Genomic DNA, 14,524 nt, shown 5'->3' with positions numbered 1-14,524 from the left:
GTCATTATCTAATACATTGTTGTAAATTGTCAAGTTTCATCAGATTTTCACATTTTCAGAGTAACAATTTCCTTAAAAATATTGAATTATAAAGGAGAATCGTATAATATAGGCGTTGATAATGATTTATCTACATCTTTGTAGTATAGAATTTGCAAAAATTGCCTACAAATGAAAGTAAGACTCATTTTATGATCATTATACAGTCTTATCTTTGGGAGGAGGTGAATGGCATGAACAAGACAGATTTAATCAATGCTGTTGCAGAAGCAAGTTCCCTTTCTAAAAAGGACGCAACAAAAGCAGTAGACGCTGTTTTTGATTCTATCTTAGAAGCTTTAAAACAAGGTGATAAAGTACAACTGATCGGATTCGGTAACTTCGAAGTTCGTGAGCGTGCGGCTCGTAAAGGTCGTAACCCACAAACAGGTGAGGAGATTGAAATCGCTGCAAGTAAAGTACCTGCATTCAAACCTGGTAAAGCGTTAAAAGATGCGGTTAAATAATCCTTACATATTAACAGGGAAGAAGAGTTTCCTTTTTGGGAACTCTTCTTTTTGCTTTTAAAAACATAAATATGCTAGAATGTGTTCGTATCACTTTTAGGTTTTCGGGAGGGCTAGCGGATGGCAAAAGTTAATTTAGAACAAATTGAACATGCAGTACGCCTTATTTTAGAGGCGATTGGGGATGACCCAAATCGTGAGGGAGTACTTGATACACCAAAGCGTGTTGCAAAAATGTACGCAGAAGTGTTCTCAGGTATGCATGAAGATCCGAAAGAGCATTTGCATAAAGTATTCGGAGAAGATCACGAAGAGCTTGTACTAGTAAAAGATATACCATTTTATTCGATGTGTGAGCATCATTTAGTTCCATTCTATGGAGTTGCTCACGTTGCATATATTCCGCAAGGTGGAAAGGTGACAGGGTTAAGTAAATTAGCTCGTACCGTAGATACAATTGCACGTCGCCCACAACTGCAAGAACGTATTACATCAACAGTAGCGAACTCTATTATGGAAGTACTAGAGCCTCATGGTGTAATGGTAGTAGTAGAAGCAGAACATATGTGTATGACGATGCGTGGTGTAAAAAAACCAGGTGCGAAAACAGTAACGACAGCAGTGCGTGGTGTGCTTGAAAATGATGCTGCAGCGCGCAGTGAAATTTTATCGTTTATTAAAACGAAGTAAAGAAAAGCGGGAAACTGCTTTTCTTTTTTTTTTTAGTAAATAAATGATATAGTTTTAACTAGACAGAGTGAGATTAGAAAGATTGCTTACATGAATGGTAGGTGTAGCCAAGTTTTGGTTATAGAAAATAGAGTGTATGTGTTATAATAAGTTTTATGAATTAGAAAACAAGGGTGATTTTTTGTGTGTGACATCTACGGAGGGTATGCGGGTATAAAAGAAAAATTGATGGAGAAATTACGCCATCCTTACTTTATAAACTATATTGAAGAACCATTTATTGATGAAGAAAAGATAGCATTGTTATATGGTGCTTTAAAGAGTGCAAACTTACATATAGAACAAATTGAGCATTACGTAGTAACAATTATGCTTGTACAAATTGCGCTTGATACGCATGAAAGGGTATCAAATAAAGCAGGCGAGGAAGAGATTGAATTCCATAAATGTCGTCAATTAACAGTACTTGCAGGCGATTACTATAGTGGACTATATTATTATTTATTGTCTATGAATCGTGATATTGTTTTAATTCGTGCACTTGCTGAAGGAATTAAAGAGATAAATGAACACAAAATTATGTTATACCAAAAAGCGCATGAAACGACGGATGACATAATGAAAAGCATAGTAATGATTGAGTCTGCGCTCCTTCAAAAAACATGTGATCATTTTCAGTTATCACATTGGAAGCCATTTATCACATACGTATTAGGTGGAAATCGCCTTCAAAAAGAAATTCAATTGTATGCTGATAAGCAACATTCGCCTGTTTTTCAAGCTATGCAAGATGCTTTAGGGGATAAAGCAGAAGTAGTGATTAATGGTTGGATGAAGGAATTGAGAAAGAAAGAAAAACAATTTTTAGAAAATCACACAGACATAAATGAAATAAATTCTGTGTTAAGGAATAAATAGAAGACATAAGCAATTTTACATTGGAAGAAGGTACGAGCATGCAACAATCAAAAGAAGAAAGAGTACATGACGTATTTGAAAAGATTTCTGATAAATACGATGTGATGAATTCTGTAATTAGTTTTCAAAGACATAAAGCGTGGCGTAAAGAAACGATGCGAATTATGGATGTACAACCAGGCAGTCAAGCGCTTGATGTATGCTGTGGAACCGCAGATTGGACAATTGCGCTAGCTGGAGCCGTAGGTGAACAAGGAAAGGTTGTTGGCTTAGACTTCAGTGAAAATATGTTATCTGTCGGTAAGCAAAAGGTAGAGGCGTTACAATTAAAACAAGTAGAACTTCTACATGGGAATGCAATGGAACTTCCGTTTGAAGATAATATGTTTGATTATGTGACGATTGGGTTTGGTTTACGTAACGTACCGGATTATATGCACGTATTAAAAGAAATGACGCGTGTAGTAAAACCAGGTGGAAAAGTAATCTGTTTAGAAACATCTCAACCAACAATGATTGGTTTTCGACAAGGGTATATTTTATACTTTAAATATATCATGCCGTTATTTGGAAAGATGTTTGCGAAAAGTTATAAAGAGTATTCATGGCTTCAAGAATCTGCTAGTACGTTCCCAGGGATGAAAGAATTGGCTCAAATGTTTGAGCAAGCTGGACTTGAACGTGTGCAAGTGAAACCATTTACTTTTGGGGTAGCAGCGATGCATTTAGGTATTAAACCAGAATCAAAATAGAAAAAAGAAGTTTTAGGTTAAGGTGAACAATATGAAGTTACAACTTATGTACTCTTTTTTACGATCGGATATTAATGTGATAGAAAAAGAATTAAAAAAGACAGTCGCTTCTGAACAGCCATTAGTAGAAGAGGCAGCATTACAGCTTATTGAAGCTGGTGGGAAACGAATTCGTCCTGTATTTGTGTTGCTTGCAGGGAAATTTGGAGATTATAAGTTAGATGCGATTAAGCATGTTGCTGTTGCGTTAGAACTTATTCATATGGCTTCTCTTGTTCACGATGATGTTATTGATGCTGCATTTTTACGACGCGGCAGTGCGACTGTGAATGCGAAATGGGGAGATCGTATTGCGATGTATACAGGGGACTATCTGTTCGCTAAGTCTCTTGAATGTATAACAAATATCGAAATTCCAGAGGCGCATCAAGCGTTATCACATACTATTTTAGAAGTCTGTAAAGGTGAAATTGAACAAATTAAAGATAAATACAATTATGACCAAAATTTAAGAACGTATTTAAGAAGAATAAAACGAAAAACAGCATTATTAATTGCCGCGAGTTGTCAATTGGGAGCGATTGCTGCTGGTGCTAATCGTGATACGGTAAATCGTCTATTTTGGTATGGGTATTTTGTAGGAATGTCTTATCAAATTATTGATGACATTTTAGACTTCGTTTCTACAGAAGAGAAACTTGGAAAACCTGCTGGCGGAGATTTACTACAAGGGAATATTACACTTCCTGCTTTATATGCGATGGAAGATCCCGTACTTCGTCAGAAAATCACATCTGTACATGAAAATTCAACAGCAAGTGAAATACAAGAAATTATTGATGCTGTAAAAAATAGTACAGCAATTGATCAAGCATTTGCATTTAGTGAACGTTATTTACATAAAGCTTTAGAAATAATAAAACCACTCCCACGTGGAAAAGCAAAGTACGCATTACAAAATGTTGCAAAGTATATTGGAAAACGAAAATTTTAATGTTTATTCTAAAAAATAAAATAATCTCTCTATTTCAAAACTATTGCACAATTGTGATAAGGGTGATAATATGTGTGTGGGGATATACAATTACATACATAATTCAGAAGTGGAGAGATTTTTTATGGAAAAAACATTTCTAATGGTAAAACCAGACGGTGTACAACGTGCCTTCATTGGGGAAATTGTAGCTCGTTTTGAGAAAAAAGGCTTTCAATTAGTTGGTGCAAAATTAATGCAAGTCACTCCGGAAATTGCTGGACAACACTACGCTGAGCATAAGGAAAAACCTTTCTTTGGTGAGTTAGTAGACTTTATTACATCTGGACCTGTGTTCGCAATGGTATGGCAAGGTGAAGGTGTAGTAGATACAGCGCGTAACATGATGGGGAAAACAAGACCACATGAAGCAGCTCCTGGAACAATTCGTGGAGATTTCGGTGTAACTGTTGCGAAAAACATTATCCATGGTTCTGATTCTTTAGAAAGCGCAGAGCGCGAGATTGCTATTTTCTTTAAAGAAGAAGAATTAGTTGACTACTCAAAATTAATGAATGAATGGATTTACTAATTATTTTGAAATAATTTGTAAACGCTTTAATCACTGTGATAATAGTAAAAAGTGCAAGGAGAATAGGGGTATTCTTCTTGCACTTTTTTTATTTTCAGTTAGTTACGAAGTTTGAGCTGTTATGATATGTTGATATTTAAATTAGGCCTATCGGAAATATAGAATAAGAAAATGGTCGATTTATGATATAATTTCTTTAATATTTTTAGAATGATAAAAGTTAATATAGTGAGATAAATACATATACGAAAAGAGGAATAACGTATGCGATATATTACAGCTGGTGAATCTCATGGTCCACAACTTACAACGATTATAGAAGGTGTTCCGGCAGGATTGTCTTTAGTAGCAGATGATATAAACGAAGAGTTAGCTAGAAGGCAAAAGGGATATGGGCGCGGTAGACGCATGCAAATTGAAACGGATCAAGTGCAAATTTTAAGTGGTGTTAGACATGGAGAAACATTAGGTTCCCCTATTGCACTTGTTGTTGAAAATCGTGATTTTGCACACTGGACAAAAATTATGGGGGCGGAGCCTTTAACTGAGCAAGAAGAAAAAGAGATGAAAAGGAAAGTGACAAAACCAAGGCCTGGGCATGCTGATTTAAATGGTGCGATTAAATATGGTCATAGAGATATGAGGAATGTACTGGAACGTTCGTCAGCGCGCGAAACGACGGTGCGTGTTGCTGCTGGTGCGGTTGCTAAAAAGGTGTTAGCAGAACTTGGTATTAAAGTGGCGGGCCATGTAATTGAAATTGGCGGTGTACAAGCTAAGGAGATTACGTATAGTTCAATTGAAGAATTAAAGAGTATTACAGAAGCATCTCCTGTACGTTGCTTAGATGAAGAAGCTGGTAACCAAATGATGAAAGCGATTGATGATGCGAAAGCAAATGGTGATTCAATTGGTGGAATCGTTGAAGTAATTGTGGAAGGGATGCCAATTGGAGTAGGTAGCTACGTGCATTATGATCGAAAACTGGATGCGAAATTAGCAGCTGCAATTATGAGTATTAATGCTTTTAAAGGTGTCGAGATTGGAATTGGTTTTGAAGCAGCGCATAGACCAGGAAGTGAAGTTCATGATGAAATTCTGTGGGATGAGGAGCATGGATATACACGAAGAACAAATAATGCAGGTGGACTAGAAGGCGGTATGACGACTGGAATGCCAATTGTTGTGCGCGGTGTGATGAAACCGATACCTACACTTTATAAACCTCTTCAAAGTGTAGATATTGATACGAAAGAGCCTTTTACAGCGAGTATTGAACGTTCAGATAGTTGTGCAGTGCCAGCAGCTAGTGTCGTTGCAGAAGCGGTTGTGGCTTGGGAATTAGCGACAGCTTTAATAGAACAATTCGGATTAGATCGTATGGAACTAATTCGTGAAAATATTGAGAAACATAATGAATATGCGAGGGGATTTTAATGGGAAACATACATATTCAAACGAAATCAAAAGAATATGATGTACATGTTGGTAAAGAAGCGTTGTCAAACTTAACAACGATCGTTCAAAATATGCAGCCAGCGGTATCTAACGTAATGATCATTTCAGATGAAGCTGTTGCATCACTACATTTACAGACAGTTATCGATGCATTACAAGTAGAGCAGCACGTGTTTTCGTTTGTTGTACCAAGTGGCGAAAAAGAGAAGTCTTTCGAAAATTTCTATGCGGCTCATACGTCAGCTCTTGAAAATAAATTAGATAGAAATTCTTTAATTCTTGCACTTGGAGGCGGAATGATTGGAGATTTAGCTGGTTTTGTTGCTGCATCGTTTATGCGTGGTATTCGCTTTGTGCAGGTTCCGACAACTTTATTAGCGCACGATAGCGCAGTGGGTGGGAAAGTAGCGATTAACCATCCGTTAGGTAAAAATATGATTGGTGCATTCCATCAGCCAGAAGCAGTTGTATATCATACACCGTTTTTACAGTCTCTTCCTGAAAAAGAGTGGCGTTCAGGTTATGCAGAGGTGATAAAGCATGCTCTTATTGGTGATGTGGAGCTATACCATTGGTTAAAAGAAGAAGTGCAAACATTAGCGGATCTTCATGATGAGAAGTTAATCCATATATTAACGAAGGCGATTCCTGTAAAGGCAAATGTTGTGTCACAAGATGAAACAGAGAAGGGTGTACGTGCTCATTTGAACTTTGGACATACGTTAGGACATGCTCTTGAAAAAGAGCTAGGGTATGGAAATATTACTCACGGTGACGGTGTAGCGGTTGGAATGTTATTCGCCATATTTTTAAGTGAGCAAGTGTACAAGGTTGATCTTGCTTATGAAGATATGAAGCAGTGGTTCTTGAAATACGGCTATCCAAAAATGCCAAGGGATTTGAATGTAGAGCGCCTCGTTCAATTGATGAAACAAGATAAGAAAGCAAATGCAGGAGCAATTCATATGGTGCTTATGCAGGAATATGGGGTAGTGAATGTCGTATCTATTTCAGATGAGACTGTTCATATTGCGTTAGAGGCATTTCAAAAAGATATGGTTTAAAATGATAGCGAAGTGCTGTGAAGTGCTCATTTAGAGGTATTCTCGTAATAGTGACGGTTATGACAAAAGATTACAGTAAGGGGCTATAACCGTATTGTAATCAAATTGAATGAAATGACTGGGGGAAGAAAAATGAGAGTGAAAGAGCAATTGTTAACTTTGAGAGCGTATGTGCCTGGGAAAAACATTGAAGAAGTAAAAAGAGAATATGGTTTATCAAAAATTGTGAAATTAGCATCCAACGAAAATCCATTCGGTTGTTCAGCACGTGTGACAGAAGCATTAACTTCTTTAGCGAGCCAATATGCCCTTTATCCAGATGGATATGCCTTTGAACTTCGGACAAAAGTAGCGGAACATTTAGGTGTAAAAGCAGAACAACTACTATTTGGTAGTGGATTAGATGAAGTCATTCAAATGATTAGCCGAGCGTTACTACATGAAGGAACAAACGTTGTAATGGCGAATCCTACGTTTTCACAATATCATCACCATGCTGTTATTGAAGGAGCAGAAGTTCGTGAAGTATCACTTAAAGATGGTATTCACGATTTAGATGCAATGCTAGAGCAAGTAAATGAGAAAACGAAAATTGTATGGATTTGTAATCCGAATAATCCAACAGGTACATATGTTGAGAAACAAAAATTACTTTCATTTTTAGAATCAGTTCCTAAGTCGGCTCTCGTTATTATGGACGAAGCATATTATGAATACGCGGAAGCAGAAGACTATCCGCAAACATTACCACTTCTTGAAAAGTATGAAAATCTTATGGTTTTACGCACGTTTTCAAAAGCATATGGTTTAGCTGCTTTTCGTATCGGATATGCGATTGGGGATGCGAAGTTAATCGGACAGCTAGAAGTAGCTAGGTTACCATTCAATACATCAACTGTAGCCCAATCTGTAGCACTCGCTGCATTAGAAGATCAAGCCTTTTTACAAGATTGTGTGCAAAAGAATGCTGAAGGTTTAAATCAGTATTATGCATTTTGTAAAGAATATAACGTATTCTATTATCCATCCCAAACAAATTTCATTTTCTTAAAACTTGGTATACCGGGTAATGAAGCTTTCGAACGATTAATGAAAAAAGGATATATCGTTCGTTCTGGTGCTGCATTTGGTATCGATGATGGTATTCGTATTACTGTCGGTTTGAAGGAAGAAAATGATGAAATTATAGAGTTGCTGAAAGAGCTTGTAAATGAGCAAGTACAGAAAGAAGAAACATATTCTTAAGAGATTGTGAAGGCTCCTAGTATAGGAGCCTTTTTTATCGCATTCAAAATAAAGGTTGAAGACTGCTAATTAAGTTATTCTGTAAACCACGGTTTGTATGGCTCGATAATTAGTGAGAGAAGTTATTTGCACGGTCATAAAAGAAAGCGGTACAATAGAAGATGATGGTAAGGTATCGGTGTCATATCCGAACCTTTTGAACAATTAACTACTCTGTAAGAAGAAGTATAAGAAGAAGTATGCTCATTCTAAAGGTTGCGTTCTAACAGTGAGTTGCTTATGATAAATGAACAGAAGAGAATATTTTTTAGAATTAAAGGAGACGTTTATGCAAAAGTTTGAACAAGCTGTTTCATATATTGAAAATGGTGAAGCGGAAAAAGGATTACAATTATTAAAAGAACAATTAAAAATTGCGAATGATGAAGAGAAGTATGATATCGCTCGTTACTATCATACGCTTGGATTTACAGATGAGGCATTAGCAATTACTGAAGACTTACGTTTACTGTATCCAGAAGAAAGTGAATTCACTGTATTTTTAGCAGAATTATATATTGATCTAGATAAAGAAGATGAAGCGATTGAAGTGCTTCATGATATTCCAGAAAATGACGATTTATATGTTCAATCGTTATTACTTGTTGCAGATTTATTCCAAATGCAAGGTTTTGATGATGTAGCAGAGCAAAAACTATTAAAGGCGAAAGAAATGATGCCTGATGAACCTGTTATTACGTTTGGGTTAGCAGAATTATATAGTAGTAAAGGTGAAGAACAAAAGGCAATTACTTATTATGAATCGCTATTAGCGGAACATAAAGTAATGGGTGGTGTTGTGATCGCACTTCGCCTCGCAGAAACGTTAAGCGCGATCGGAAACTGGGAAGAAGCGATTTCTTATTATGAAGCAGGCCTAGAGGAACAAAAAGATATTCACTCATTATTTGGATATGCCTTTACATTATACCAAGGTGAAGAATATCAGAGAGCAATTGGTGCTTGGCAAGAACTAAAAGAATTAGACCCTGAGTACGCATCACTGTACATGTATTTAGCGAAAAGCTATGAAAAAGAAGGAATGCTTCAAGAAAGCTATGAAACGCTTCATGAAGGAATTAAAGTAGATGAGCTTTCAGTTCCATTTTATGTAGAGTTAGCGAACATTGCGGCGAAATTAGGGAAAATAGTAGAAGCAGAGGAAGTTCTTCAAAAAGCGCTTGAGTTAGATCCAGGGCATTTAGGTGCAACATTAAAATATGCATATATCTTAAAAGAACAAGAAAAGTACGAAGAGTTAATTGCAATTGTAGAGCGTGCTATTGATAGTGGAGAACCAGATACACAACTACTTTGGGATCTTGCGTATGCAAAAAAACAATTAGAAATGTATTCGGATGCATTAAAACACTATGAAAGTGCATATACTTCTTTTAAGAATCATCCAGACTTCTTAGAAGAGTACGGTTATTTCTTATTGGAAGAAGGAAAACGAAAAGAGGCGAAAGAAGTATTTACCCAGTTATTACAACTAGACCCGACACAAATTCATATTGAAGAATTGTTATATAATTTAGAGGATTTTTCATAAGTTGGAAGGAAACTGAATGCCGCTTCTTGAATCTAAAAAGAAAAGAGAAAGACAGAGGAGGGACTTAATTGCTATGAATACCCCTGTTTCTGTAAACGAGAAGAAGGATTTTGTAAAATGGTTTTTGAATAATTACCAACTGAAACAGCGTGAATGTGTATGGATTCTGAATTATTTAATGAGTCACGACCAATTGATGCATAAAGTCCACTTCGTAGAGCATGCAAAATATTGTCCGCGTGGCTTAGTGATGTCAGCGAATTGTGTGAAAGACACACCGTTTCACTTTTTTAAACAAAATGTTATGACAACAGATGCTGAAAAATCGTTTCATGATATTCGTTTAAATCGAGATGAGGATATTTATATTCAACTCAACTTTAAATCATCGTTTCAAAATGCGAATTATGTAGCTGTATTAGAAGAAAACCCATATCTACCAAAGCATATTGAAGTAAATGAAAAAGATCGTTTACTTGCAGAAAGGTTTTTGGAAGAAAGTGTATTTTCGTTTAGGAGAGAACGCCTTTTGAAACAAATTGATGAAGCGTTAGATAAGCAAGATAAGGAAGCGTTTCATAGATTAACGGCAGAGTTAAAGACTTTATAGAATTTATTTGGATTAATTAATTTTTACAAATTTCAGACTTTTATAAAGAAAAACTACCTATATTGGGTAGTTTTTCTTTTTTTACCTCTTTTAGTGTGGTTTAATATATATAAAGTGAAAGTTCTGTCATTTGCAAGTGAAGGAGGGAAGGGATTTGAAGTGGATTGTAAAAGATGTAGAACAGTTTGAGCAAGCAAGAGAGTATGTTGATACAGGAGTAATACCGCTGTTATCAATTTCGGCAGCAAAAGAAATGAAAATGGTTGTAGAACAAGGTGAATTTATCGAATTGTTGAGCACGGAATTGGAAAGAGAGTATAAAGGAAGAGTGCTTTTACTGCCTGCGTTTACGTATTTGGTAGAAAGTCAAAAGAATGAAAAAGGTCGTTTGCAAGAATGGACAAATCATTTACGAAGTGAAGGTTTTAAGCATATTGCTTATGTTACAAGTGATTTTTCATGGAAAGAGGATATGCAAGAGTTACAGGGAGATTTATTTTGGTTTCCTTCATTAGCGTTAGAACAATTTAGTGATCAAGCAAAAAGAGAAGTTATTCATGCGCATATAAAAAATATAATGGTGATGTTGGAAGAGAAATGGGGAAACTCGCAATAAACAGAAAGTTCTTATTATTATGAGTAGTATGATATTGACCTGTGCATGAGCGTATTATATCATGATAGTGTCCTAGTTTTTATTTTTTATATAATTTATCACGAGGGGACAATTTCTGATAGAGGGGGGAAATTTTCGTGAGCGACAAAGAACATCGCGTGTCAAGAAGACAATTTTTAAATTACACACTCACAGGGGTAGGAGGCTTTATGGCTGCCGGTATTTTAATGCCGATGACGCGATTTGCGCTTGATCCGGTGTTAAGAAAAGAAGCGGGAACAGATATGGTTGCTGTTGCGCAAGTAAAGGATATTACAACAGAGCCGAAGCGTTTCGATTTTAAAGTGAAGCAGGTTGATGGTTGGTACAAGTCTGAAGAACCAAAATCGGCTTGGGTTCATAAAGATGAAAGCGGAGACATTGTTGCGTTCTCTCCAGTATGTAAACATTTAGGATGTACAGTTAACTGGAATTCGGACAAAGCACATCCGAATCAATTCTTTTGCCCATGTCACGGGGGGCGTTATACAAAAGATGGGATTAACATTAAAGGTACGCCACCCCTTGCTCCGCTTGATGTGTACGAGTCTAAAGTGAAAGATGGAACGCTGTATCTAGGAAAAGCGAAGCCAAGAGGGGGTGCAAAGTAGATGTTAAATAAAATTTATGATTGGGTGGATGAAAGATTGGATATTACACCAATATGGCGTGATATCGCTGATCATGAAGTACCTGAACATGTAAACCCGGCACATCACTTTTCTGCATTCGTCTATTGCTTTGGAGGACTTACCTTTTTCGTTACTGTAATTCAAATTTTATCTGGAATGTTTTTGACGATGTATTATGTGCCTGATATTAAAAATGCTTGGGAATCAGTTTACTATTTACAAAATGAAGTTGCTTATGGGCAAATTGTTCGTGGTATGCACCACTGGGGTGCTAGTCTCGTAATTGTAATGATGTTTTTACATACACTCAGAGTTTTCTTCCAAGGTGCGTATAAAAAGCCCCGTGAGTTAAACTGGATTGTTGGTGTTCTTATTTTCTTTGTTATGTTAGGTCTTGGTTTTACCGGATATTTATTGCCGTGGGATATGAAAGCTTTATTTGCTACAAAAGTAGGGATTCAAATTGCAGAGCAAACACCGCTCATTGGTCCTTATATTAAAACATTACTCGCTGGTCATTCCGAAATTGTTGGCGCTCAAACATTAACTCGCTTCTTTGCTATTCACGTCTTCTTCTTACCAGCAGCACTTCTAGGTTTAATGGCCTTCCACTTCATCATGATTCGCAAACAAGGTATTTCCGGTCCACTATAAGAGATTGCTAAATTAAAGGGGAAAGAACTAAAGGAGGGAGATTATGCATCGCGGCAAAGGGATGAAGTTTGTAGGAGATTCTCGGGTACCAGTAGCTCGGAAACCAAATATTCCAAAAGACTATTCTGAATACCCAGGGAAAACAGAAGCATTTTGGCCGAACTTCTTGTTAAAAGAATGGATGGTTGGTGCAGTTTTTTTAATCGGTTATTTATGTTTAACAGTGGCGCATCCGTCGCCGCTTGAGAGAATGGCGGACCCAACAGATGCTGGATATATACCACTTCCAGATTGGTATTTCTTATTCTTGTATCAGTTATTAAAGTATTCGTATGCTTCCGGTTCATTTACTGTAATTGGAGCATTTATTATGCCAGGGATTGCGTTTGGAGCATTACTGTTAGCTCCATTTCTTGATCGAGGTCCAGAAAGACGTCCATTGAAGCGTCCTGTGGCAACTGGATTTATGCTTTTAGCAATTGCATCGATTATCTTTTTAACTTGGGAATCTGTAGCACACCACGACTGGGAAGCTGCAAAAAAACAAGGAGCAATTGTAAAAACAGCGCCAGTTGATAAAAATGATGATGGCTATAAATTAATGCAAAAAAATACTTGTTTAACATGTCATGGTGACAATTTACAAGGCGGGGCAGCAGCACCGGCACTGCAAAACTTAACTTTAAAGCCAGAAGAAATTGCTAAAATTGCGAAAGAGGGAAAAGGTTCAATGCCTAAAGGTGTATTTAAAGGTACGGATGAGGAACTGAAGAAGCTTTCGGAATTCGTTGCAAAGTATAATAAAAAATAATAAAAAGCTGACTACAAAATTTGTAGTCAGCTTTTCTATTTAGTTGGATGAAGTTTGTTATAATAGAGTAGGATTTAATGAATGAATTACTTTGCTTGAAAGGTGTTGGACATACGGATTGGTGTACTTGTATGCAATGTTAAGACAACGCTCGGTATTATTATTTTTATTAATTGTTAACATATTAGGTACAATTTACGGATTTATATGGTACGGAAATCAATTGAAAGAAACGTCACCTATATTTTGGCCGTTTGTACCAGATAGTCCTATGGCTAGTCTCTTTTTTGTCTTTGTTTTAATTGCTTTTTTGGCAAAGAGAAACTGGGGATTAATAGAAGCGTTAGCGATTGTAACTTTAATAAAATATGGTATTTGGGCTGTTGTTGTAAACGGGATTATGATTTACGTAAAAGGGCCTATTGGCCTTATGGGCTACATGTTAATGCTTTCGCACTTTGCGATGGCAGTACAAGGATTTTTATATGCTCCATTCTATCGTATAAAAAAATGGCATTTTATAGTAGCAGCTGTGTGGACGTTGCATAACGATGCAATTGATTATTTATTTTGGCAAATGCCGCGATATGGAATTATGCATTTGTTTGTAGAGGAAATTGGTTATTTTACGTTTTGGTTAAGTATTGCTGTACTATGTATTACATATTATTGTTGCTTACGTGAGCAAAGGAAACAATTTTCTTTATGATGGTTAGAACATTTAGGGGGAGAACATGGAGAAAAATAAGAGTGGTACAAAAATATTGGATCGATTGATTACTTTAGTTGTTTCATATAGCATAGCATTTTCTATTTTTGCACTCGCAACAACGGCAGTTGTCTATGGAAAATGGCTGTATTATTTTGAAATTGATTTTTTAAATATTCCTGATTTAGCGGATATGACGAAGGATGAAATTAAAAGAAATTACGATGTGCTTATTACATATTTATCCCCGTTTTATGACGGAGCATTACATTTGCCAACATTAGATATGTCCACAAATGGCCGTATTCATTTTGTAGATGTTAAAAATATTTTAGTAAAGATTCAATATGTGATGTATGCGACAATTATGATTGCAGTGATAGGCGGAATTTATTTATTAAAAAAGAAAAATGAAAAGTTTTTACTGCATGGATCGATTTTAACAATCATTTTTCCGATAGCGCTTATGTTACCAATTGCTATTAATTTTGAAAAGAGTTTTGTATTATTCCATAAACTTTTATTTAGTAATGATTATTGGGTTTTTGATCCTGAAAAAGATCCAATTATATTAATGTTACCAGAAGAGTTCTTTATGCATGCTGCGTGTGCTATTTTATTATTCATTTTAGGTGGTAGTATACTTTGTTACAGTTTATATCGA

General features: G+C 36.2%; 17 protein-coding genes. All 17 read left to right on the top strand.

Annotated elements, in window-relative coordinates; all coding sequences use genetic code 11:
• Positions 1 to 233 precede the first annotated feature (233 nt).
• Positions 234 to 506 (top strand): HU family DNA-binding protein, encoded by a 273-nt coding sequence (locus tag ABWK52_RS16250; RefSeq protein ID WP_001043860.1) that lies wholly within the window; start codon positions 234 to 236, stop codon positions 504 to 506.
• 120 nt (positions 507 to 626) lie between these two features.
• Complete coding sequence (gene folE / locus ABWK52_RS16245) at positions 627 to 1,196, top strand: GTP cyclohydrolase I FolE (protein ID WP_001151482.1); 570 nt, start codon at positions 627 to 629, stop codon at positions 1,194 to 1,196.
• Positions 1,197 to 1,379: 183 nt separating this feature from the next.
• The gene (locus ABWK52_RS16240; protein WP_000332846.1) at positions 1,380 to 2,114 is read left to right on the top strand and encodes a heptaprenyl diphosphate synthase component 1; all 735 of its coding nucleotides are present in this window, start codon (positions 1,380 to 1,382) and stop codon (positions 2,112 to 2,114) included.
• A gap of 38 nt (positions 2,115 to 2,152) precedes the next feature.
• A complete protein-coding gene (menG, locus tag ABWK52_RS16235; RefSeq protein WP_098507917.1) occupies positions 2,153 to 2,866 on the top strand; it encodes a 2-heptaprenyl-1,4-naphthoquinone methyltransferase in 714 nt (237 codons plus the stop codon).
• Between the two features lie 31 nt (positions 2,867 to 2,897).
• Positions 2,898 to 3,860, top strand: a complete 963-nt coding sequence (gene hepT, locus ABWK52_RS16230; protein ID WP_000776076.1) for a heptaprenyl diphosphate synthase component II — start codon at positions 2,898 to 2,900, stop codon at positions 3,858 to 3,860.
• 124 nt (positions 3,861 to 3,984) lie between these two features.
• The gene (gene ndk / locus ABWK52_RS16225) at positions 3,985 to 4,431 is read left to right on the top strand and encodes a nucleoside-diphosphate kinase (RefSeq protein WP_000415883.1); all 447 of its coding nucleotides are present in this window, start codon (positions 3,985 to 3,987) and stop codon (positions 4,429 to 4,431) included.
• 264 nt (positions 4,432 to 4,695) lie between these two features.
• Entirely contained in the window at positions 4,696 to 5,868 is a 1,173-nt protein-coding gene (gene aroC, locus ABWK52_RS16220; protein ID WP_001269386.1) for a chorismate synthase, read from the top strand.
• Positions 5,868 to 6,953 carry a 3-dehydroquinate synthase gene (gene aroB, locus ABWK52_RS16215; protein ID WP_000526812.1) on the top strand — a complete coding sequence of 362 codons (1,086 nt, stop codon included), beginning with the start codon at positions 5,868 to 5,870 and terminating at the stop codon, positions 6,951 to 6,953. The genes aroC and aroB overlap by 1 nt, the downstream gene beginning before the upstream one ends.
• Before the next feature lie 132 nt (positions 6,954 to 7,085).
• Positions 7,086 to 8,198: a histidinol-phosphate transaminase gene (gene hisC / locus ABWK52_RS16210; protein WP_098507921.1), complete on the top strand. Its 1,113-nt coding sequence runs from the start codon at positions 7,086 to 7,088 to the stop codon at positions 8,196 to 8,198.
• A gap of 328 nt (positions 8,199 to 8,526) precedes the next feature.
• On the top strand, positions 8,527 to 9,789 hold the full coding sequence (locus ABWK52_RS16205; RefSeq protein WP_001168671.1) for a tetratricopeptide repeat protein: 1,263 nt from the start codon (positions 8,527 to 8,529) through the stop codon (positions 9,787 to 9,789).
• Positions 9,790 to 9,862: 73 nt separating this feature from the next.
• A complete protein-coding gene (locus ABWK52_RS16200) occupies positions 9,863 to 10,399 on the top strand; it encodes a ReoY family proteolytic degradation factor (protein WP_001095925.1) in 537 nt (178 codons plus the stop codon).
• A 154-nt stretch (positions 10,400 to 10,553) separates the two neighbouring features.
• Positions 10,554 to 11,015, top strand: coding sequence for a YpiF family protein (locus ABWK52_RS16195; protein WP_000871314.1), 462 nt, complete (start codon positions 10,554 to 10,556; stop codon positions 11,013 to 11,015).
• Positions 11,016 to 11,152: 137 nt separating this feature from the next.
• A complete protein-coding gene (gene qcrA, locus ABWK52_RS16190; RefSeq protein WP_001280593.1) occupies positions 11,153 to 11,665 on the top strand; it encodes a menaquinol-cytochrome c reductase iron-sulfur subunit in 513 nt (170 codons plus the stop codon).
• Positions 11,666 to 12,340 (top strand): menaquinol-cytochrome c reductase cytochrome b subunit, encoded by a 675-nt coding sequence (gene qcrB / locus ABWK52_RS16185; protein WP_000932700.1) that lies wholly within the window; start codon positions 11,666 to 11,668, stop codon positions 12,338 to 12,340.
• 43 nt (positions 12,341 to 12,383) lie between these two features.
• Positions 12,384 to 13,151 carry a menaquinol-cytochrome c reductase cytochrome b/c subunit gene (qcrC, locus tag ABWK52_RS16180; RefSeq protein ID WP_000554603.1) on the top strand — a complete coding sequence of 256 codons (768 nt, stop codon included), beginning with the start codon at positions 12,384 to 12,386 and terminating at the stop codon, positions 13,149 to 13,151.
• A gap of 118 nt (positions 13,152 to 13,269) precedes the next feature.
• The gene (locus tag ABWK52_RS16175; RefSeq protein ID WP_025967075.1) at positions 13,270 to 13,860 is read left to right on the top strand and encodes a DUF1405 domain-containing protein; all 591 of its coding nucleotides are present in this window, start codon (positions 13,270 to 13,272) and stop codon (positions 13,858 to 13,860) included.
• Positions 13,861 to 13,885: 25 nt separating this feature from the next.
• The coding region (lit, locus tag ABWK52_RS16170) for a lipoprotein intramolecular transacylase Lit (RefSeq protein WP_046392515.1) at positions 13,886 to 14,524 on the top strand (639 nt) is incomplete at its 3' end.

Origin of the sequence: Bacillus sp. AP50 (assembly GCF_040492675.1) — a bacterium.
Classification (GTDB): domain Bacteria; phylum Bacillota; class Bacilli; order Bacillales; family Bacillaceae_G; genus Bacillus_A; species Bacillus_A cereus.
Note: the sequence above shows the minus strand (reverse complement) of the source record. Positions and strands in the feature narration are given on the sequence as shown.

Bases quoted from the DNA above. Each gene is read 5' to 3' on its own strand.
- ABWK52_RS16200 (WP_001095925.1), top strand. From the start codon at position 9,863: ATGAATACCCCTGTTTCTGTAAACGAGAAGAAGGATTTTGTAAAATGG.
- folE (WP_001151482.1), top strand. From the start codon at position 627: ATGGCAAAAGTTAATTTAGAACAAATTGAACATGCAGTACGCCTTATT.
- qcrB (WP_000932700.1), top strand. From the start codon at position 11,666: ATGTTAAATAAAATTTATGATTGGGTGGATGAAAGATTGGATATTACA.
- aroC (WP_001269386.1), top strand. From the start codon at position 4,696: ATGCGATATATTACAGCTGGTGAATCTCATGGTCCACAACTTACAACG.
- hisC (WP_098507921.1), top strand. From the start codon at position 7,086: ATGAGAGTGAAAGAGCAATTGTTAACTTTGAGAGCGTATGTGCCTGGG.
- hepT (WP_000776076.1), top strand. From the start codon at position 2,898: ATGAAGTTACAACTTATGTACTCTTTTTTACGATCGGATATTAATGTG.
- aroB (WP_000526812.1), top strand. From the start codon at position 5,868: ATGGGAAACATACATATTCAAACGAAATCAAAAGAATATGATGTACAT.
- ABWK52_RS16205 (WP_001168671.1), top strand. From the start codon at position 8,527: ATGCAAAAGTTTGAACAAGCTGTTTCATATATTGAAAATGGTGAAGCG.
- qcrC (WP_000554603.1), top strand. From the start codon at position 12,384: ATGCATCGCGGCAAAGGGATGAAGTTTGTAGGAGATTCTCGGGTACCA.
- menG (WP_098507917.1), top strand. From the start codon at position 2,153: ATGCAACAATCAAAAGAAGAAAGAGTACATGACGTATTTGAAAAGATT.
- ndk (WP_000415883.1), top strand. From the start codon at position 3,985: ATGGAAAAAACATTTCTAATGGTAAAACCAGACGGTGTACAACGTGCC.
- ABWK52_RS16250 (WP_001043860.1), top strand. From the start codon at position 234: ATGAACAAGACAGATTTAATCAATGCTGTTGCAGAAGCAAGTTCCCTT.